Below are 17,781 nucleotides of genomic sequence, written 5' to 3'. Positions count from 1 at the left end.
ACACCCGTCCTCACGCTCATGACCACGACCTCCGGCTCCTCGATCATCTCGGCGCTTGGCGCGGGCAGCGGCGTTGATTTCATCAAGCTGGCCGAGGACATCTCGGCCGCCAGCTTCGCCGCACAGCGCGACCAGATCACCGCGCGCCAGACCGCGCTGACCGCACAGGTCTCGGCCGCCGCGCAGCTGCGCAGCGCGCTCACCTCGCTTTCGGGCGCGCTGGGCGACAGGATCCGCACCGGCGACCTTGCCCCCAAGGGCGAGCTCGCCAACGCCGCCGTCGCCAAGGTCACCGTGCCTGCCGGGGTGGCGCCGCGCGGCAGCTACAGCCTCGAAGTCACCGCGCTCGCGCAGAGCCAGACCCTCGTCAGCCGGCCGCTGGCGAGCCGCGACGCGCTGGTGGGCGAGGGCACGCTGACGCTGCGCTTCGGCACCGTGTCGGGCAGCACCTTCACCGCCGATGGCGCGCGCGCCGCCGTGCCGATCACCGTCACCGATACCGACACGCTCGCCACGCTGGCGACCAAGATCACCCAGGCCAGCGGCGGTGCGGTCAGCGCCTATGTCGCGACCGGCACCAACGGCGCGCAGCTGGTGATGAAGGGCAAGGACGGGGCGGCGGGTGGCTTCGTGCTGGAGGCCGCGAGCGTCAACGATCCGGCGGTCAACGAGGCGGGCGATCTCACCTATCTCGGCTGGAGCGCGGGCAGCACCAACGCCACCTTGCGCCAGACCGCGCGCGATGCCGCCTTCAGCCTCGACGGGGTGGCGATGACCAGCCCCACCAACCGCGTCACCGGCCTGCCGGGCGGCTTCGGACTCACCCTCACCGCCACCAACACCGGCGCACCGACCACGGTCAGCTTCGGCAGCGATCCCGCCGCCTTCACCAGCGTGATGGAGGACTTTGTCTCGGCGCTCAACGACATCGTCGGGCAGATCAACGATCTGGCCGCGCCGGTCGGCGGCGAGCTCGGCAACGATCCGGGCGCGCGCGAGCTGCGCCGCGACCTCACGGGCCTCGCGAGCCGTGTGGTGATGCCGAACGCGACCGGCAGTGAGCCGCGCACGCTCGGCGATCTCGGCCTCGCGCTCAACCGTGACGGCACCTTCAAGCTCGACAACGCCCGCCTCAACCGCGCGCTCGACACCGCGCCCGATGCGGTCGCGGCGATGTTCACCACCGGCGCCACCGGCGTCTTCGCCACCTTCGACCGCTTCGCGCGCGAGAACAGCCTGACCACCGACCCCTCCTCGCTCGGCGGGTCGCTGAAGCGCTACGAGACGCAGAAGGCGGCGAACGACAAGCGCCTTTCCAAGATCGCCGAGCAGCAGGAAGCGCTGCGGCTGCGGTTGACGCGCGAATTCACCGCCTCCGAACGGCGCGTCTCTGCCTCGCAATCGACCCTCGCCTTCCTGCGCCAGCAGGTCGACATCTGGTCGAACAGCAACAACAACTAAGGGGACGCCGTGATGCAGATGCTCGCCCGCAATCCGGCCGCCGCCTACCGCCGCGTCGCGCTCGAAGCGCGGATCGAGGCATCGGGCGGCGCAGACCTCACTCGCATCTGCCTCGAGGAGTGCGAGGCCGCGCTAGGCCACGCCTTGATCGCGCTAGAGCGGGTTCAGACCCCCCCTCGCGAGTCGCTTTTGCGCGCGCAGACGATCATGCTGTGGCTGGCCAAGTCGGTCGCGCCGGAGCATCCGCTGGGGGCTAGCCTCAAGACTTTCTATGGCGGGCTGGCGGGCCAGATCGGGGCTCAAATCCTACAGGCGGACGCGCGGGCGCTGGCGGAAATCCGAAAGGATATCAGCGATGTGCTGGAGGCGGCGGGCTAGCCAAGGCGGAATGTTTCACGTGAAACATTTGCGGAACATCGTCACGCCCCGATAAATTCCCCGATTATCCGCGCTGCATCCGCCGGGTCCTGGAACGGGTGGAAATGCGTCATGTCCGGCCGGTAGAGGTCGGTGCCCTGCGGCAGGACATGCGCCAGCTCCGGCCAGGTCGGCGAGCTCTTGAAATCATTGAGCGTGGTGTGCAGCGCGCGGACCACCAGCACGGGAATGTCGACGCTCTTCGCCGCCTCGAGGATCGCGCCGTTGCTGCGGCTCGAGGCGTAGACGCTGGCCTCGACCTCGGGTGCGCAGGCGAGCTCCATGCCCTCTCCCGAGGCGGCGGGGACGAGGCCGTAGCGGCAGTAATCCTCGAACACCCTGCGGTCGAACAGGTCATAGGGATCGCGGCTCGCGAAGCGCTCGATCATCGCCTCGGCGCTGGCGAAATCGCGCTTGCGGCGGATTGCCGGGTGCGGGTTGTCGGCGGTGTAGAGCGCGTCGCCCGGCGCGTAGAATTCGGGCGCGAGGATCACGGGATCGAACAGCACCAGCCTGGCGAAGCGGCCGGGGTTGTCGGCGGCGACTTGCAGCAGGGTGTGCGCTCCCATCGAATGGCCGATGCCGACCACGCCTTCGAGCCCCGCCTGCGCGAGGAAATCCGCCACGTCGCGGGCTACGATCCGCCAGTCGTCGATCGGCGCGGCGCGCGAAAGGCCGTGGCCGCGCAGGTCGATCCCGTAGGCGGGGTGGGCGGGAAAGGCGTCGACGATCGCGCCCCAGACGCGCCCATGGAACCCCGTCGCATGGGCGAAGACGAGCGGCACGCCGCTCCCGTCCGAGGCCCATTCATGGACGGCAAGGTCGATCCCGCCGGTGGGGTAGAAACGGGTGGGGGACGCAGGGCGGAGGGTGCTCATCGCCCTGTCCCAAGAGCATCGCGGGCGGGGTGTCAATCAGGCGCTTTTGAGAGGGCGGGCGCTACTCGGCTGGGACGGGCGCGGGGGCCGCCTCGCTCTCGCCGCGGTTGCGGGCAAAGCGCAGCGCCTCGGCAATCCGCTCGGGCGCGATGCGGTAGAGCACGCCGCCATAGAGCGCGACGCCGAGCGGCACGGCGATAGCCAGCGCCAGTAGATCGGGCACGGGCGGCAGCCAGCGCAGCACCAGCGCGATCAGCCCTGCCATCGCCAGCGCGGCCACCGCAGGGGGCAGCACCGCGCGGGCCAGCGCGCCGAGCCCGAGGCCGAGGATGGGGCCGGACAGGCGGATCGTCGCCGCGGTCAGCACGGCCATCCCTCCGACCCAGCCCCAGGCAAAGCCGGTCACCCCGAAATGCGATCCGGTGAAGAACGCGAGCGGCATCACCACGCTGCCGATCACCGTGATCCGCAGCGCCGCCATCGGCACCCCGCGCGCGTTGGTGGCGGGGGCGAAGAGGATCTGGAGCGTCATCATCGCCATCGCGGTCGACAGGATCGGAAGCAGCGGCACGATCCCGCGCCACTTCTCGCCGAGCAGGACCGGCACCAGTGCAGGGGCGACCACGGCGAGCCCGGCATAGGCGGGCAGCGCGATCAGCATCACCAGCCGGATCGTCGCGAGGAGGGCCCCCGCGCCCTCGTCCGCCGCGCTGCCATCGGCATGCTGGCGGGCGTAGGCGGCATAGGCGACCTCGTTGATCGGCGGCACGAACTTGGCGGCGAGCAGCTGCGCGAGGAACAGGCCGGTGGTGTAGACGCCGAGGCTGTGCGGATCGAGCACGCGTCCGGCGATCATCACGTCGGCCTGGCTCTGGACGAACCAGAACAGCTGCGTCGCGGTCATCACGCCGCCGAAGCCGGCGATATGGCCCGCGCCCGCAAAGCGGAAGGAGGGGCGGATCGGGGCGCGGGCGGCCCAGGTCATGCCGATCGCCTCGGTCAGGATCATGGCGAGCGGGGCCATGACGAGCGTCCACACCCCCCAGCCCGACAACGCGCCGGTCAGGGCGGTGCCAGCGCCCGCCAGCGCGGCGGCAAGGCGCACCTGCGCGGGCCTGCGGAAGTCCATCCGGCGCGAAAGGATCGCATGGGGCAGGGCGCAGAAGGGCACGGCGAGATAGAGCAGCGATTGCACCCGCAAGAGCTGCGCCACCATCGGCTGCTCGAACCACATCGCTACGAGCGGCGCGGCCATGAACTGGATCAGCGCCAGCCCGCCGTTGAGCAGCACCAGCATCCCCAAAGTCTGCCGCAGCCGCTCCTCGCTGACGTGCTCCTCGCGGATCAGCGCACTGGCGAGGCCCCAGCCGTTCATGGTGTTGAGCAGCACCAGCATCACGCTCGCCATCGCGAAGAGGCCATAGTCCTCGGGGGCGAGCAGGCGGATGACGATCAGGGTCGAGGCCCAGGAGACGATCTGCGTGCCGATCTGGCTGCCCGAGCGCCAGATCACCGCGGTGCGGACCTGGGATGCGAGCGAGGGGCGGGCCTTGCCGTCAGCCACGGGTCACCGCCTCGCCCCAGACGCGGGCCATCACCTTCGCGGCGAGCGGGCTGCGGGCGAACAGGTAATCGGCGAGGTCGTAGCCTCGCACCGCCCCCATCTCGCGCTTGTAGCCGCTGTCGCCCGCGCCGAGATCGAGCAGCTTCTGCCCGGCTTCCATTGCATCGGCGAGCGAGCGGTGGTTGGCGAGCTTGCCGACTTCGAACTCGCTGAAATCGCTGACGTAACTCCCGGCGATGCCATAGCGCACCGGGCCGTCGTCGAGGTCGAAGCTGAAGGCGATCGGGCGGCCATCTAGCCTGAGGATCGTGGCGCAGAGCATCTCGGCCAGCACCGGATCGGCGAGCGCGGTCTGCCAGCGGGCGCGGTGGGTCTGGGTCAGGAACTTGGCCCCGCTGCCATCGGTCTTGGAAGCGATCCAGCTCGCCGCCTCGACCGCGCCGAGCTGTTCCAGAACGCTGTTATTCCAGAGCTTTCCGCGCACCACATCCCAGCTGACCGCGCCCGTTTCGGCGAGGCGGCGCTCGATGCGGCGCATGCGCTTGGCGGTCGAGGCGCGGGGCCAACCTTGGGTGCGCAGGGCCTCGCAATCGATCACCCAGCTGGTGCCGGAGGGGCGGGCGAGGACAGTCCATCCGGCCTGCCGGGCAGCGTCGCGGAGCAGCACCATCGCCGGACCGTCCTGCCGCGCGGGGCCGACGCGCCAAACCGGGCCGAGGCTGCGCGCCGCCGGTTCGCGCAGCGCATGGGCGAGGTGAAAGGGGGTGCAAGCGGGGCTCAGCAGCGGGCTACGGAAGGGCCAGTAGGCCCCTGGCACCTTGCGAGCACCGGCCAGAGCAGGGCCAAAAGGCACGTGCGGGATCACCGCCAGCGGCGCGCCGTCCGCGCCCGTGACCACGAAGCTGTGCAGCCCCTCGGCGCCCACTGCCCCATACCATGCCGCGCGCAGGAAGCCGTGACCCGACAGGTTGCACGCCGCCAGCACGTCGATCGCGGGCGCAAGGCCCGGGCTCGACGCGACCAGCAACGGGTCGGCTGCGATCCTGCTTTCGTACATTGCTCACCTGCTGCGGCGGGGCGCCGTCATTCCGCCCTAGCGCGCGCGCGTAACCACCGGGTTAACCAACCGCTCCATTCCCCGCAGGAAGGGAGATTTTGTCAAATATTCAGAGGTTTGAAGGCGGTGGCCGGATCGCCGGTATTGGGCGTGTCGGCCGGGTCGATCAGCAGCAGTTTGACCTCGCCCTCGGGCACGCGCGGAAAGTGTTCGGTGCCGGCCGGAACGATGATCATCTCGCCCGGGCCCAGCACCTCGGTGCGGTCACGGAACTCCATGTGAAGCGTGCCTTCGATAACGAGGAACAACTCGTCGGTCTCGGGGTGAGAATGCCAGCGGAAATCGCCCGAGGCCTTGACCAGCCGGATCTCGTTGCCGTTGTAGCGTCCCGCGATGCGCGGCGCCCAATGGTCTGAAAAGAGGGCGAGTTTCTCGGCGAGGTTGACCTTCGCCGGGGTCTGGCCCACCGCCATCAGAACACCACCACGCTGCGGATCGACTTGCCTTCGTGCATCAGGTCGAAGGCGGTGTTGATCTCTTCGAGGCCCATGACGTGGGTGATCATCGGGTCGATCTCGATCTTGCCGGTCATGTACATGTCGACGATCTTGGGAACGTCGGTGCGGCCCTTGGCCCCGCCGAACGCCGTGCCGCGCCAGTTGCGGCCCGTGACGAGCTGGAACGGGCGGGTGGCGATTTCCTTGCCCGCTTCGGCGACCCCGATGATCACCGAGGTGCCCCAGCCGCGGTGGCAGGCTTCGAGCGCGGTGCGCATCACTTCGGTGTTGCCGGTGGCATCGAAGGTGTAGTCCGCGCCGCCATCGGTCATCTCCACCACCTTGGCGACGATTTCCTCACGGCTCATGCCCTTGGAGTTGAGGAAGTGGGTCATGCCGAAGCGCTTGCCCCATTCCTCGCGCGCGGGGTTGATATCGACGCCCACGATCAGGTTCGCCCCCGCCAGACGCGCGCCCTGGATGACGTTGAGGCCGATCCCGCCGAGGCCGAACACCACGACATTGTCGCCGACCTGCACCTTGGCGGTGTTGGTCACCGCGCCGACCCCGGTGGTGACGCCGCAGCCGATGTAGCAGGCGCTCTGGAAGGGCGCGTCCTCGCGGATTTTCGCCACCGCGATTTCGGGCAGGACGGTGAAGTTCGAGAAGGTCGAGCAGCCCATGTAGTGGTAGATCGGCTGGCCCTTGTAGGAAAAGCGCGTGGTGCCGTCGGGCATCAGCCCCTTGCCCTGCGTCGCGCGGATCGCGGTGCACAGGTTGGTCTTGCCGCTGAGGCACGATTTACACTGGCGGCATTCCGGGGTGTAGAGCGGGATCACATGATCGCCCGGCTTCACGGATGTGACGCCCGCGCCGACCTCGCGCACGATGCCTGCGCCTTCGTGGCCCAGCACGCTGGGGAAGATGCCCTCGCTGTCGAACCCGTCGAGGGTATAGGCGTCCGTATGGCAGATGCCCGTCGCCATGATCTCGACCAGCACTTCGCCCGCCTTGGGGCCTTCGAGATCGAGCTCGACGATTTCGAGCGGCTGCTTGGCGGCAAAGGCAACGGCGGCGCGGGTCTTCATGTGGCGGTCTCCGGTGAATCAGCGTGAGCGCGGTACGGCTTCATGGTCGTAAGGGCAATGGCGACAGGCAGAGCCGCAGCACTTGCCGCGCGCGAGGTGAGCGAGGCGCGTAAACACGGTGTAGCCGGTCGCGGGATCGCGATAGGTGCTCTCCCCGCGCGCGCAGGCGGCTTCGTGCAGGGCGTACCATTCTGGCTGCGTCATGGGCGCATCCGATAGGGGCAAAGTGTCCGCAATGCCATGCGCGACATGAAATTGCGTCTCTGCGCATCATACCCGCTTGCGCGCATCCCGCTTTTGCGCTCTCTCCGCCGCCTGCCTTCCGAACCGGAGAGATCCCCCGTGCGTTTGCTGCTGTTTGTCGCCGCCCTGTTCATCGCCGCCCCCGCCGCTGCGCAGGGCATTCAACAGACCAAGGGCGATTATCAGGACAAGTTCCGCCAGCTCGATGAAGTGCTGCCCGATCCCAACACCTATCGCAACGCGAGCGGCGCGCCGGGGCACGAATACTGGCAGCAGAAGGTCGACTACAAGATCACCGCGACGCTCGACGAGACCAAGCGCCGCCTGACTGCGCGCGCCACGGTGCGTTACACCAACAACTCGCCCGATGCCCTGCCGTGGCTGTGGATGCAGCTCGACCAGAACATCTTCAAGAAGAACTCGATGGCGGAGCTGACCGACGCTTTCGGCGGCCCTGGCCGGCGCGGGCCGAAGGTGACGCTGGGATCGGGCAGCGAGCCGACCAAGCTGTCGATGGAAGAGCTGCGCCGCCAGCAGGCGATGGCCGACAACGAATATGGCTACGATATCAGTGCGGTCTCGACGCTGGCGGGCGCGGCGCTGCCGCACACCATCGTCGGCACGCTGATGCGGATCGACCTGCCCGAGCCGCTCGCGCCCGGACAGACCACCGAATTCGTGATCGAATGGGCCTTCAACATCGTCGAGGAAGACGCGATCAACGCGCGTTCGGGCTACGAGCACTTCCCCGATGATCCGCGCAAGGGCGGCAACGACATCTTCCTGCTCGCTCAGTGGTTCCCGCGCATGGTGGTCTATTCGGACTACGAAGGCTGGCACAACAAGGAGTTCCTCGGCCGCGGCGAATTCACGCTCGAATTCGGCGATTACGAGGTCGACCTGACCGTGCCGAGCGATCACATCGTCGCCGCGACCGGCACGATCCAGAACCCCGATGCGGTGCTGACCGCCGCGCAGCGCCAGCGCCTCGAAAGCGCGAAGAGCGCCGCCGCGCCGGTGTTCGTCGTCACCCCGCAGGAAGCCGCCGCTGCCGAGGCGGGCAATCCCAAGGGCTCCAAGACCTGGAAGTTCGCCGCGAAGAACGTGCGCGATTTCGCATGGGCCTCGAGCCGCAAGTTCATGTGGGACGCGCAAGGCGTGAAGCAGCCGGGCGCCGAGAACGAGACCGTGCTCGCCATGAGCTTCTGGCCCAAGGAAGGCGGCGATCTGTGGAAGAAGTATTCCACCGCCGCCGTGGTCCACACGCTGAAGGTCTATTCGCGCTTCAGCTTCGATTATCCCTATCCCACCGCCCAGTCCGTCAACGGGCCGGTCGGCGGGATGGAATACCCGATGATCACCTTCAACGGCCCGCGCACCACCCTCAACAAGGATGGCAGCCGCACCTATTCGCTGGCCGAGAAGATGTTCCTCGTCGGCGTGGTGATCCACGAGATCGGGCACATCTACTTCCCGATGACGGTGAACTCGGACGAGCGCCAGTGGACCTGGATGGACGAGGGGCTGAACTCCTTCCTCGATTCCGTGGCGGGTTACGAGTGGGACCCGAACATGCCCTGGACCCGCTCCGTGCCGCGCGATCTGGTGCCTTACATGGTGTCGAACAACCAGCAGCCGATCATGACGCAGTCGGATTCGGTCACCGACCTCGGCTCCAACGCCTACGGCAAGCCCTCGGCCGCGCTGCACCTGCTGCGCGACACGATCATCGGGCGCGAGCGGTTCGACTTCGCGCTCAAGGAATATGCCCGCCGCTGGAAGTTCAAGCGCCCGACGCCGGCGGACTTCTTCCGCACCATGGAAGAGGCCAGCGGCACCGACCTCGACTGGTTCTGGCGCGGGTGGTTCTACACCACCGATCACGTCGATATCAGCCTCGATTCGATCTACCGCCTGAAGATGGACAGCAAGAACCCCGACATCGACCTGCCGCGCCGCCGCGCCGAAAAGGCCGAAGAGCCGGGTCTGGTCGGCGTGCGCCTCAACCAGGAGCAGGGCCTGCCGATCTGGGTGATGGAGAACCCGGGCGTCACCGACTTCTACGACAAGAACGACGAATTCACCGCCACGCCCAAGGATGCCAAGGGCTACAAGGACTTCCTCGACGGCCTCGTGCCGTGGGAGCGTGCGGCGTTCGACCGGGCAGTGAAGGAGGACGCGAACTACTACGTCCTCAACTTCAGCAACAAGGGCGGGCTGGTGATGCCGATCATCCTCGGCCTGACCTTCAAGGACGGCTCGAAAGAGAAGCTCTCGATCCCCGCCGAGATCTGGCGCCGCAATTCGCGCGAGGTCGCCAAGCTGCTGGTCTATCCCAAGGGCAAGGAGCTGGTGCAGGTCGTGGTCGATCCCGAATGGGAGACCGGCGATGCCGACATCGAGAACAACCACTACCCGCGCCGCATCATCCCGAGCCGCGTCGAGGCCTTCAAGGACGAAGCCAGCAAGTCGCGCGTCAGCCGCGACCTGATGGGCGAGGCCGCCGGGGCCGAGCCGGACAAGAAGAAGAAGTGATGCTGCGCCGCCTGCTGGTGTGGCTCGCGCTGGTGCTGGCCCCGCTTGCCGGGGCCGGCATTGCGGCCGCGCACCAGCAGAAGATCGCGATCAGCACCATCTCGCTCAACCCGCGCTCGGGGATGATCGAGATCGTGCACCAGGTGCCGGTCCACGATGCCGAGCACGCGCTGACCGCGCAGGGAACGGTGAACCCCGACATCATCGGCGACCCGAAGAGCCGCGAGGCCTTTGCCGCCTATGTCACCCGCCGCTTCCTGCTCGAGGTGGACGGCACGACGGTCACCCCCGCCTATGTCGGCAGCGAGATCACCGGCGGCAGCCTGTGGGTCTATCAGGAGGTCCCCGCTCCGGCCGAGGGTGCGGGTGCGGCCCTGCGGTTCAACTCGCAGATCCTGACCGACGTCTGGGCGCGGCAGGAAAACCGCGTCAACATCGGCGGCGGGACGCAGGTGAACACTTTCATCTTCCACGCCGGCGATGCGCCGGCCGATGCGCCGCTGACGCGCTAGGCGCGGCCTAGGCCCGGCGGCGCTCCGGCTCCTCGCCCGTCCCGGCAAAGCGCGCCTGCAAGTCCGCCAGCAGCGCCGGGCGGCCATAGCGGTAACCCTGCACATGGCGGGTGCCGATGGCGCGCAGGAAGGTCTCCTGCTCCTCGGTCTCGACGCCCTCCACCACCACGCGCAGGCCGAGCGAATGGCCCATCTGCACGATCGCCTGGATGATCAGCCGCGCCTGATGGTCCTCGCCGATGGCGGCGATGAAGTCGCGGTCGATCTTGACCTTGTGGATCGGGAAGGCGCGCAGGTGGGTGAGCGATGAGAACCCCGTCCCGAAATCGTCGAGGCAGACGGTGAAGCCGCACTGGTCGAGCATCGCCAGCGAAGCGCGCAGGTTGCCGCTCGCGTCGAGCAGCATGGTCTCGGTCACCTCGATGGTGATGTTCTGCGGGCCGAGCGCGCTGTCGTCGATCACGTCGATCATGTGCTGGACGAAGTCGCCGCGCCTGAGGTCTGCATCCGAAAGGTTGAGGCCGATCCGCGTCTCCGGCCCGAACAGCGCGAGGATCGCGGGGCCATCGGCCACCACGTGATCGAGCATCACCCGGCTGACCCGGCGCGAGAGTTCGGGATCGAGCAGGGCAGAGAACACCTCGCTCGCGGCGAGCAGGGTGCCGTCCTCGTTCTGGATGCGCAGCAGGGCCTCCACCGAAACGACGCGGCCCGTGGGCAGTTCGACGATCGGCTGGTAGGCCGCAATCGCGCGCCCGCCATTGAGCGCGCTGCGCAGCCGCGCCACCGCCTGCTGGCGCTCGCTCTGGCGCGCTTCGATCTGGCGGTCCCAGCACACCACCGCCCCGCGCCCCTGTTCCTTGCCGCGATAGAGCGCAAGGTCGGCGCGGCGCATGATTTCCTCGCTGCTGCCGGCACTGTCCATCCGCGCCACCCCGCAGGTCGCGCCGATGCGCAGGAGCGAGGCGCCCAACGGCGGCATCTCGCCCAGTTCGGCCAGCAGCTCTTCCAGAAAGCGCGTCACATCGCCCAACGCCATGCGCGGCGGGAACAGCAGGGCGAATTCGTCACCGCCCCAGCGTGCGAGGAACACGCCCGGCGCGATGCGGATGCGCAGCTGCTCGGCGATGGTCTCCAGCACACGGTCGCCGACGAGGTGGCCGAGCGTGTCGTTGACGTCCTTGAACCCGTCGAGATCGAGCAGCGCGATCGTGACCGGCTCGGTTTCGGCGTGCTGCATCGCTTCGGCCAGCCGGCGGTCGAAGCTTGCGCGGTTGTAGAGCCCGGTCAGCCGGTCACGCTCGGCCGCGCGCTTCAGGGCGACGTTGCGCAGATGCTCTTCGGTGCAATCGAGAATGATCCCGGCGACCGAATCCGGCTTGCCTTCCCCCTCGATCCGTTCCCCCACCACGCGGATGCGGCGGCGCTCGCCGTCGCGGCGGCGGATGGTGGTCTCGAACATGAACGGCTTGCCGTCCTCGATAGTGTCATCCATTGCCTTGCGGACCATCGCGCGGTCCTCGGGCTGGTAGAGCTGCACCACGTCGTGGACGTTGATCGACTGGCCGGATTCCAATCCGGTGATGTCATAGACCTGATCGGACCAGTGCAGCTTGCGGGTGGCCAGATCGACCCACCAGCTGCCGACATTGACCGCGCGTTCGGCCTGGCGGAAAATCTGGCTCGATTGCCTCAGCGCCGCGTTGGCGTTGCTCAGCGCGCGGGTGCGGCCGTGGAGCGCGATGCTCTGTTCGGCCAGCTCGGCCAGCATCGCCAGCGGGGCGATCTGTTCGGGGCGGAAGGCATCGGGTTCGGGCGAAATCCCGCACAGCGCGCCCAGCAGCACGCCGCCATCGCCATGCACCGGCACGCCGATATAGGAACGGATGAAGGGCGCGCCGGTGACCAGATCATTGTCGGCAAGACGCGGGTCCAGCCGCGCGTCGGGGATCAACAGCGGCGCTTCTTCCAGCACGCAGACCGCGCAGAACGAATCCTCGATCGGGGTTTCGAGCAGATCGGTGCCGGTGCGGCCGAGAAACCACTGACGGTCTTCCTCGACCACGGACAGCAGGGCGATGGGGCAGCCCAGCATGGTGCTGGCGAGCACGGTGATGCGCGAGAACAGATCGCGGTCCGGCACGGCGTCCAGCCCGAGACTGCGGATGGCATCAAGGCGCGGCGATTCCGTCACAATCCAGCCCTTGCGCCGTCAGCCCTTAACAAAGCGTAGGGTGAATCCCGCGTAGTCCCGCAGTTCGTCGCAAATCAGCGCGCATAGGCGATTCTGGCAGGCAGGCGCAGTTCGATCTCGGTGCCGAAACCGCTGGCGCTCTCGACCGTGAAGCGCCCGCCGATCGCCTCGATCCGCTCCTTCATGCCGACAAGGCCGAAATGGCCCGGCGCGGCGCCTTCGGACAGGACCGATTCGTGCATGCCGATCCCGTTGTCGCGGACATGGGCGGTGAAGCTCCAGCGGCCGAAGCGTACCCCCACCTCGATCCGGCTGGCCTGCGAATGGCGCGCGGCATTGCCCAGCGCCTCGCCCAGCACCGCGAGGAGATCGTCGATGATCGCGGGCGCGACCGCGCGCGGCGTGCCGGTCAGCTGGATCGGGACGATGCGGTCCTGCGGGAACATGTCGTTGCCGGTCAAGCGCGCCAGCTCCTCGCAGAAATCGCGCGTGCGCGGCGTGCGCAGGCCGGTGACCCGCTCGCGCCCCTCGACCAGCACCTCCTCGGCGCGTTCGAGCGCGGGCTGGAGGATCGCCTGCACCTCGGCGTCGTCCGCGAAACGGTCGGCCACCGCCTGGAAGCGCAGGATCAGGCCCTGCACGCCCTGGATCATGGTGTCGTGGAGTTCGCGCGCGATCCGCTCGCGCTCGCCGGTGCGCACCAGCATCCGCACCCGCATCCGGCTGCTCATCTGCTGGAGGCGGATGGTGTAGACGAGGTAGAGCACGCCTGCGACCGCGAACACCGCCAGCACGCGGAACCACCATGTCTGCCAGAAGGCATGGGCGATGGTGAAATCGAGCACGGCGGGTTTCGTGCTCCACACCCCGTCGGGATTGGCGGCGACCAGTTCGAAGCGGTAGGCGCCCGGCCCGAGGCCCGAGAAGCTGGCGCTGCGGCGGCCCTCGGCCTCGGTCCAGACATCGCTCTGCCCGATCAGGCGGTAGCGGAAGCGCACCCGGTCGGGCTTGGCGAGGCTGGTGGCGGTGTATTCGATGGTGAGCGCGGTGACATGGGCGGGCAGGGCCGCGCCGGGGGTGGCGGGGATGGTGCGCTGGCCGAAAGCTAGGGCGCGGATCATCTGGTCGGGCGGGCGGGTGTCACGCGTGAGGGTGGCAGGGTCGATCCCCTCCACCGTATCGCGCGTGGCGAACCAGATGCGCCCGTCCTTCCCCGCCACGATCTGCGTGCCCGAGGATTTCTGCGCGAAGCTGGTGAGGCCGTCGCGGAAGTCGAACAGCTGGTAGGGGATGTCCGCCCCGGGTTTGGCGAAGGCGCGGTCGAGATCGGCGGTCCGCATCCGCACCACGCCGACATCGCCGATGGTCCAGGTCTCGCCTGCCGGGGTCTGGACGAGCCCGTTGATCGAACTTGCCCAGGGGTAGCGGTTGGAGGGGAGCGCCGGACTGCCGGGGAGGAGCGGGGCCGCCAGCCCCGCCGCGCCGCTGGTGTAGAGCGTGCGCGCACCGGGCAGCAGGCCCTCGACCCCGTCGCTCGATACGCCATCGTCCGACAGTGCGACGAAGGCCTTGTCGGCGGCGGGCGCCCCGCCCCGGAAATGCACCGCGGCGCGGCCATCGGCCATGATCGCGACATTGCCGGGAATGTGGGTCTTGCCCTCGACCCCCGGCCACGCGCGGGCCGAGCCGGCTTCGAGCACGAACAGCCCCTTCTGAAGCGCGGGCAGCCACAGGCGCCCCGCCGCGTCCTCGCCGCAGGAATTGGCGGCGAAACTGTCGGGAAGCGGGAAGCGCTGTGTGATCCGTCCGCCGTTAAAGCGCAGTGCCTGCCCGCGCAGCACGATCCAGATGCCGTCGCCCTTGGCCGGGCGGCAGATCGCCTCGATCAGGATCGGCGAGGCAAAGGCGGGCTGCGGGTCGGTGCCGGGGGCAATGGCGAAGACCGTCTTGTCGTTGGCGACGAACACCGTGCCCGCGCGGTCGGCGGCGAGCATGTGGTTGGTCGCGGGGTCCGAGGGCACCCCGCGTGCAGGCCGCACCGGCACGCGGCGCGCCATGTTGAGGCCCATCTCGCCGCCGATCCAGACATTGCCCTCGCGGTCCTCGAACACCGCGCGCACCGGATCGGAGAGCAGCCCGTTGCGCCGGGTGAGATGCGCCTCGGCGCGGCGCGGGCTGGCAGGATCGGCGATGCGCAGCACCCCGTCGCTCCATGTCGCGATCCACAGGTCGCCGTGGCGGTCGAACAGGGTGCGGATGCCGAAGGGGGTGGGGAAGGCGGGGCCGTCAGCCAGCACCGCGTCGTTCCTGGCGATGGCGCGGGTCTGTTCCTTCTCGGTCAGCCAGATCGTTCCGTCCGGCCCCTCGGCAAGGGTCGCGCGCGGCTCGGTGGCGATCCCGGCGGGGACGAAGCGGTCGCGCCCGGGCTCCTTGCGATAGACCGCGTCCTCGGTGGTGAGCCACAGGGTGCCGTCGCTGGCGAAGAACGGGTGCCAGACCGGCTTTTCGGGGAGGCCCGAGGCGGTGTCGAACTCGGTCCAGCGGCCCTTGTGCCAGCGCGCGAGCGGCTTCGTGCTCCGCCCGCCGCGGCTCACCCAGATCGCGCCGTCCGGCCCTTGCGCGATGTCGTTCACCTGGCGCGAGGGGTTGGGCATGGCCGCGTCGGCGAGCTTGCCGTCCTTCCACACCATCACCCCCTTGCGCCGCGCAAGGCCGATCCACAGCGTCCCGTCACGCGCGGCGAGCAAGCGGGCGACGACGATCCGCCCGGGCTCGGTCGGGCTCGGGCCGATGCGCTCGAAGGTGAGGCCGTCGAACCGCTGGAGCCCGTCGACCCCGCCCACCCACAGGAAGCCGTCTGCCGTCTGGGTGATCGCGTTGATCCGCCCGGGCGAGCCTTCCTCCAGCGACCAGTGGTGGAGCTTGTAGCCCTCGAGCGGCATCACAGCCGCATCGGGCGCGGCCCCGGCGTCCTGCGTCGCGCCCGAAAGCGGGGCGAGCAGCGCCAGCAGCAGCGCCCCGCAGGCGAGCCGGACCGCGCGGGACAGGCGGGTGTCAGAGCTCAATGATGCCCCGCCGCGCGGCGGTGGTCACGGCCAGCGTCCGGTCGTTCACCTGAAGCTTGGCGAAGATCGACTTGATGTTCGATTTCACCGTCTCCTCGCCCACCCCCAGCTTCCATGCGATCTGCTTGTTGGGGTGGCCGCCCGCGATCAGTTGCAGCACCTCGATCTCGCGCGGGGTGAGGGGATCGTGGATCGCATGAAGCGCGATGTCCTGCGCGACATCGGCGTGGAGGTGGCGCTGGCCCTTGTGCACCGCGCGGATCGCGCCGAGCAGCTCGCGGCGCAGGCTGCTCTTGAGCAGGAACCCTGCCGCCCCCGCCCGCAGCGCCGCCATCGCCTTGGCATCGCCCGCATAGGTCGTGAGCACGATGATCCGCGCGTCCGGATGGGCGGCGCGGATCGCCTCGGTCGCCTCAAGCCCGCCCATGCCCGGCATCTGGAGGTCCATCAGCACCACATCGGGGCGCAGCGCCGCATATTGCGCCACCGCCTCACGCCCGTCCGACGCCTCGCCGGCGATCACCATGTCGTTCTGGAGCGCGAGGATCGCCGCCACACCCTCGCGCAGGATCGGGTGATCGTCGACGATCAGCACCCGGATCGGGCCTTCGGACATGGCGGCAGGCATCGGTTTGGCGCTCCCCTTGCGGCGCGACCCTCTGGAGATTTGCCATGCATAACATGGGTTCGGGGGGTTTCGAGACACCCGAAAGCGGCGCGGCCCCGTCCCCCGTTCGGGTGTATCGGCCCGCGCGCGTCCGGCCCATCCTGCTGCGGCAAGGAGAGCAGCGGCATGAGCACCAACGGAACAGGCCTCGACCGCCGCGATTTCATCGCCGCCACCGGCGCCGCCTCGGCGCTGGCCGCGCTGCCCTCGCTTGCCGCCGCAGCACCCCCGCAAGCGGCTTCAGGAGAACGCAGGATGGCTACCATCACCACCCGGGACGGGACCGAGATCTTCTACAAGGACTGGGGCGCGAAGGACGCGCAGCCGATCGTCTTCCACCACGGCTGGCCGCTCAGCGCCGACGACTGGGACAACCAGATGCTGTTCTTCCTTGCGGAAGGCTTCCGCGTCATCGCCCATGACCGGCGCGGGCATGGCCGCTCGACCCAGACCGACACCGGCAACGAGATGGACACCTACGCCGCCGATGTCGCCGCGCTGACCGACCACCTCGACCTCAAGGGCGCGGTCCATGTCGGCCATTCGACCGGCGGGGGCGAGGTGACGCGCTATGTCGCCCGCGCCAGGCCCGGCCGGGTGAGCAAGGCGGTGCTGATCGGCGCGGTGCCGCCGATCATGCTCGATACCCCCGCCTATCCCGGCGGCCTGCCGATGTCGGTGTTCGACGGGTTCCGCACCGCGCACATCGCCAACCGCGCGCAGTTCTTCCGCGATATTCCCGAAGGCCCGTTCTACAGCTTCAACCGACCGGGCGCGAAGGTCAGCCAGGGGTTGATCGACAACTGGTGGCGGCAGGGCATGATGGGCGGCACCAAGGCGCATTACGACTGCATCAAGGCCTTCTCGGAGACCGACTTCACCGAAGACCTCAAGGCGATCACCGTCCCCGTGCTGATCCAGCACGGCGAGGACGACCAGATCGTGCCGATCGCCCATTCGGCCGAGCTTGCGGTCAAGCTGCTGAAGAACGGCACGCTCAAGACCTATCCGGGCCTGCCGCATGGCATGGCCTCGACCCATCCCGAGGTGATCAACGCCGACATCCTCGCCTTCATCCGGAGCTGAGGCGATGACCTTCACCAGCCGCCTCGACCTGTCCGAGCACGTCCGCAAGCACGCCAGCGCGCTGTTGCAAGCGCGGTTGTCGGACGCGCTCGACCTCGAGGCGCAGGCCAAGCAGGCGCACTGGAACGTCAAGGGCCCGCACTTTCTCCCGCTCCATGAACTCTTCGACCGCGTGCATGGCGAGGTCGAGGAATTCGTGGACCTTCTGGCCGAGCGCATCACCACGCTCGGCCACATTGCCGACGGGCGGATCGCCACCACCGCGGCGGCGAGCACGCTCTACGGCTACCCGCTGGAGGCGAGCGGGGGCGAGGCGCATCTGAAGGCGCTCTCGGCCAGCCTTGCCGCCTTCGGCACCGCAGCGCGGGCGGCGATCGGGGAGGCGGAGACGCTCGGCGATGCCGGCACCGCCGATCTCTTCACCCAGATATCGCGCGAGACTGACAAGCAGCTCTGGCTGCTCGAAGCGCATCTTCAAGCGCATTGAGGCCAGCCTTCGTGCGTGTGCGGGCGAGCC

Annotated in this window: 15 protein-coding genes; 6 read left to right on the top strand and 9 right to left on the bottom strand. The window is 68.6% G+C overall.

All coding sequences use genetic code 11. The features are described 5' to 3' along the window. Nucleotides 1-18: 18 nt before the first annotated feature. Together fliD and BZF57_RS15965 are read left to right on the top strand one after the other, a co-directional pair. Entirely contained in the window at nt 19-1,461 is a 1,443-nt protein-coding gene (gene fliD / locus BZF57_RS15970; RefSeq protein WP_086739855.1) for a flagellar filament capping protein FliD, read from the top strand. A 12-nt stretch (nt 1,462-1,473) separates the two neighbouring features. Then, the gene (locus BZF57_RS15965; RefSeq protein WP_086739853.1) at nt 1,474-1,839 is read left to right on the top strand and encodes a hypothetical protein; all 366 of its coding nucleotides are present in this window, start codon (nt 1,474-1,476) and stop codon (nt 1,837-1,839) included. A gap of 41 nt (nt 1,840-1,880) precedes the next feature. On the opposite strand, the gene BZF57_RS15960 is transcribed toward BZF57_RS15965, so the two are convergent. From BZF57_RS15960 to BZF57_RS15935, 6 genes are all read right to left on the bottom strand, one after another. Continuing rightward, nucleotides 1,881-2,756, bottom strand: a complete 876-nt coding sequence (locus tag BZF57_RS15960) for an alpha/beta hydrolase (protein WP_086739851.1) — start codon at nt 2,754-2,756, stop codon at nt 1,881-1,883. Between the two features lie 61 nt (nt 2,757-2,817). Then, complete coding sequence (locus BZF57_RS15955) at nt 2,818-4,320, bottom strand: lipopolysaccharide biosynthesis protein (protein ID WP_086739849.1); 1,503 nt, start codon at nt 4,318-4,320, stop codon at nt 2,818-2,820. Then, nucleotides 4,313-5,377, bottom strand: a complete 1,065-nt coding sequence (locus tag BZF57_RS15950) for a GNAT family N-acetyltransferase (RefSeq protein WP_086739846.1) — start codon at nt 5,375-5,377, stop codon at nt 4,313-4,315. Before BZF57_RS15950 ends, BZF57_RS15955 begins: the two co-directional genes overlap by 8 nt. 101 nt (nt 5,378-5,478) lie before the next feature. After that, a complete protein-coding gene (locus BZF57_RS15945) occupies nt 5,479-5,850 on the bottom strand; it encodes a cupin domain-containing protein (protein WP_086739844.1) in 372 nt (123 codons plus the stop codon). Next, nucleotides 5,850-6,962 carry an S-(hydroxymethyl)glutathione dehydrogenase/class III alcohol dehydrogenase gene (locus BZF57_RS15940; protein ID WP_086739842.1) on the bottom strand — a complete coding sequence of 371 codons (1,113 nt, stop codon included), beginning with the start codon at nt 6,960-6,962 and terminating at the stop codon, nt 5,850-5,852. The genes BZF57_RS15945 and BZF57_RS15940 overlap by 1 nt, the downstream gene beginning before the upstream one ends. A gap of 18 nt (nt 6,963-6,980) precedes the next feature. Next, nucleotides 6,981-7,166: a C1orf53 family protein gene (locus BZF57_RS15935; RefSeq protein ID WP_086739840.1), complete on the bottom strand. Its 186-nt coding sequence runs from the start codon at nt 7,164-7,166 to the stop codon at nt 6,981-6,983. A 138-nt stretch (nt 7,167-7,304) separates the two neighbouring features. Here BZF57_RS15935 and BZF57_RS15930 point away from each other — a divergent pair, with 138 nt between their 5' ends. Next, the gene (locus tag BZF57_RS15930; RefSeq protein ID WP_086739838.1) at nt 7,305-9,740 is read left to right on the top strand and encodes a M1 family metallopeptidase; all 2,436 of its coding nucleotides are present in this window, start codon (nt 7,305-7,307) and stop codon (nt 9,738-9,740) included. Further along, nucleotides 9,740-10,252, top strand: coding sequence for a DUF6702 family protein (locus tag BZF57_RS15925; RefSeq protein WP_086739836.1), 513 nt, complete (start codon nt 9,740-9,742; stop codon nt 10,250-10,252). Before BZF57_RS15930 ends, BZF57_RS15925 begins: the two co-directional genes overlap by 1 nt. A gap of 7 nt (nt 10,253-10,259) precedes the next feature. Here the strand turns inward: BZF57_RS15925 and BZF57_RS15920 are convergent, their stop codons facing one another. The 3 genes from BZF57_RS15920 to BZF57_RS15910 form a co-directional block, all read right to left on the bottom strand. Then, nucleotides 10,260-12,446 (bottom strand): putative bifunctional diguanylate cyclase/phosphodiesterase, encoded by a 2,187-nt coding sequence (locus BZF57_RS15920; RefSeq protein ID WP_086739834.1) that lies wholly within the window; start codon nt 12,444-12,446, stop codon nt 10,260-10,262. A 74-nt stretch (nt 12,447-12,520) separates the two neighbouring features. Beyond that, nucleotides 12,521-15,511: a sensor histidine kinase gene (locus BZF57_RS15915; protein ID WP_086739832.1), complete on the bottom strand. Its 2,991-nt coding sequence runs from the start codon at nt 15,509-15,511 to the stop codon at nt 12,521-12,523. After that, nucleotides 15,501-16,139 carry a response regulator gene (locus tag BZF57_RS15910; protein WP_086739830.1) on the bottom strand — a complete coding sequence of 213 codons (639 nt, stop codon included), beginning with the start codon at nt 16,137-16,139 and terminating at the stop codon, nt 15,501-15,503. Before BZF57_RS15910 ends, BZF57_RS15915 begins: the two co-directional genes overlap by 11 nt. 294 nt (nt 16,140-16,433) lie before the next feature. Between BZF57_RS15910 and BZF57_RS15905 the strand changes: the two genes are divergently transcribed. Next, nucleotides 16,434-17,264 carry an alpha/beta fold hydrolase gene (locus BZF57_RS15905; RefSeq protein ID WP_206073286.1) on the top strand — a complete coding sequence of 277 codons (831 nt, stop codon included), beginning with the start codon at nt 16,434-16,436 and terminating at the stop codon, nt 17,262-17,264. Between the two features lie 4 nt (nt 17,265-17,268). Next, nucleotides 17,269-17,751, top strand: coding sequence for a DNA starvation/stationary phase protection protein Dps (gene dps, locus BZF57_RS15900; RefSeq protein ID WP_086739826.1), 483 nt, complete (start codon nt 17,269-17,271; stop codon nt 17,749-17,751). Nucleotides 17,752-17,781 lie beyond the last annotated feature (30 nt).

The sequence above is a fragment of the Erythrobacter colymbi genome (assembly GCF_002155685.1).
GTDB classification, from domain to species: Bacteria; Pseudomonadota; Alphaproteobacteria; order Sphingomonadales; family Sphingomonadaceae; genus Erythrobacter; species Erythrobacter colymbi.
This window is presented reverse-complemented; position numbering and strand designations above follow the sequence as displayed.

Bases quoted from the DNA above. Each gene is read 5' to 3' on its own strand.
- BZF57_RS15965 (WP_086739853.1), top strand. From the start codon at position 1,474: ATGCAGATGCTCGCCCGCAATCCGGCCGCCGCCTACCGCCGCGTCGCG.
- fliD (WP_086739855.1), top strand. From the start codon at position 19: ATGACCACGACCTCCGGCTCCTCGATCATCTCGGCGCTTGGCGCGGGC.
- dps (WP_086739826.1), top strand. From the start codon at position 17,269: ATGACCTTCACCAGCCGCCTCGACCTGTCCGAGCACGTCCGCAAGCAC.
- BZF57_RS15940 (WP_086739842.1), bottom strand. From the start codon at position 6,962: ATGAAGACCCGCGCCGCCGTTGCCTTTGCCGCCAAGCAGCCGCTCGAA.
- BZF57_RS15925 (WP_086739836.1), top strand. From the start codon at position 9,740: ATGCTGCGCCGCCTGCTGGTGTGGCTCGCGCTGGTGCTGGCCCCGCTT.
- BZF57_RS15950 (WP_086739846.1), bottom strand. From the start codon at position 5,377: ATGTACGAAAGCAGGATCGCAGCCGACCCGTTGCTGGTCGCGTCGAGC.
- BZF57_RS15910 (WP_086739830.1), bottom strand. From the start codon at position 16,139: ATGCCTGCCGCCATGTCCGAAGGCCCGATCCGGGTGCTGATCGTCGAC.
- BZF57_RS15905 (WP_206073286.1), top strand. From the start codon at position 16,434: ATGGCTACCATCACCACCCGGGACGGGACCGAGATCTTCTACAAGGAC.
- BZF57_RS15960 (WP_086739851.1), bottom strand. From the start codon at position 2,756: ATGAGCACCCTCCGCCCTGCGTCCCCCACCCGTTTCTACCCCACCGGC.
- BZF57_RS15945 (WP_086739844.1), bottom strand. From the start codon at position 5,850: ATGGCGGTGGGCCAGACCCCGGCGAAGGTCAACCTCGCCGAGAAACTC.
- BZF57_RS15935 (WP_086739840.1), bottom strand. From the start codon at position 7,166: ATGACGCAGCCAGAATGGTACGCCCTGCACGAAGCCGCCTGCGCGCGC.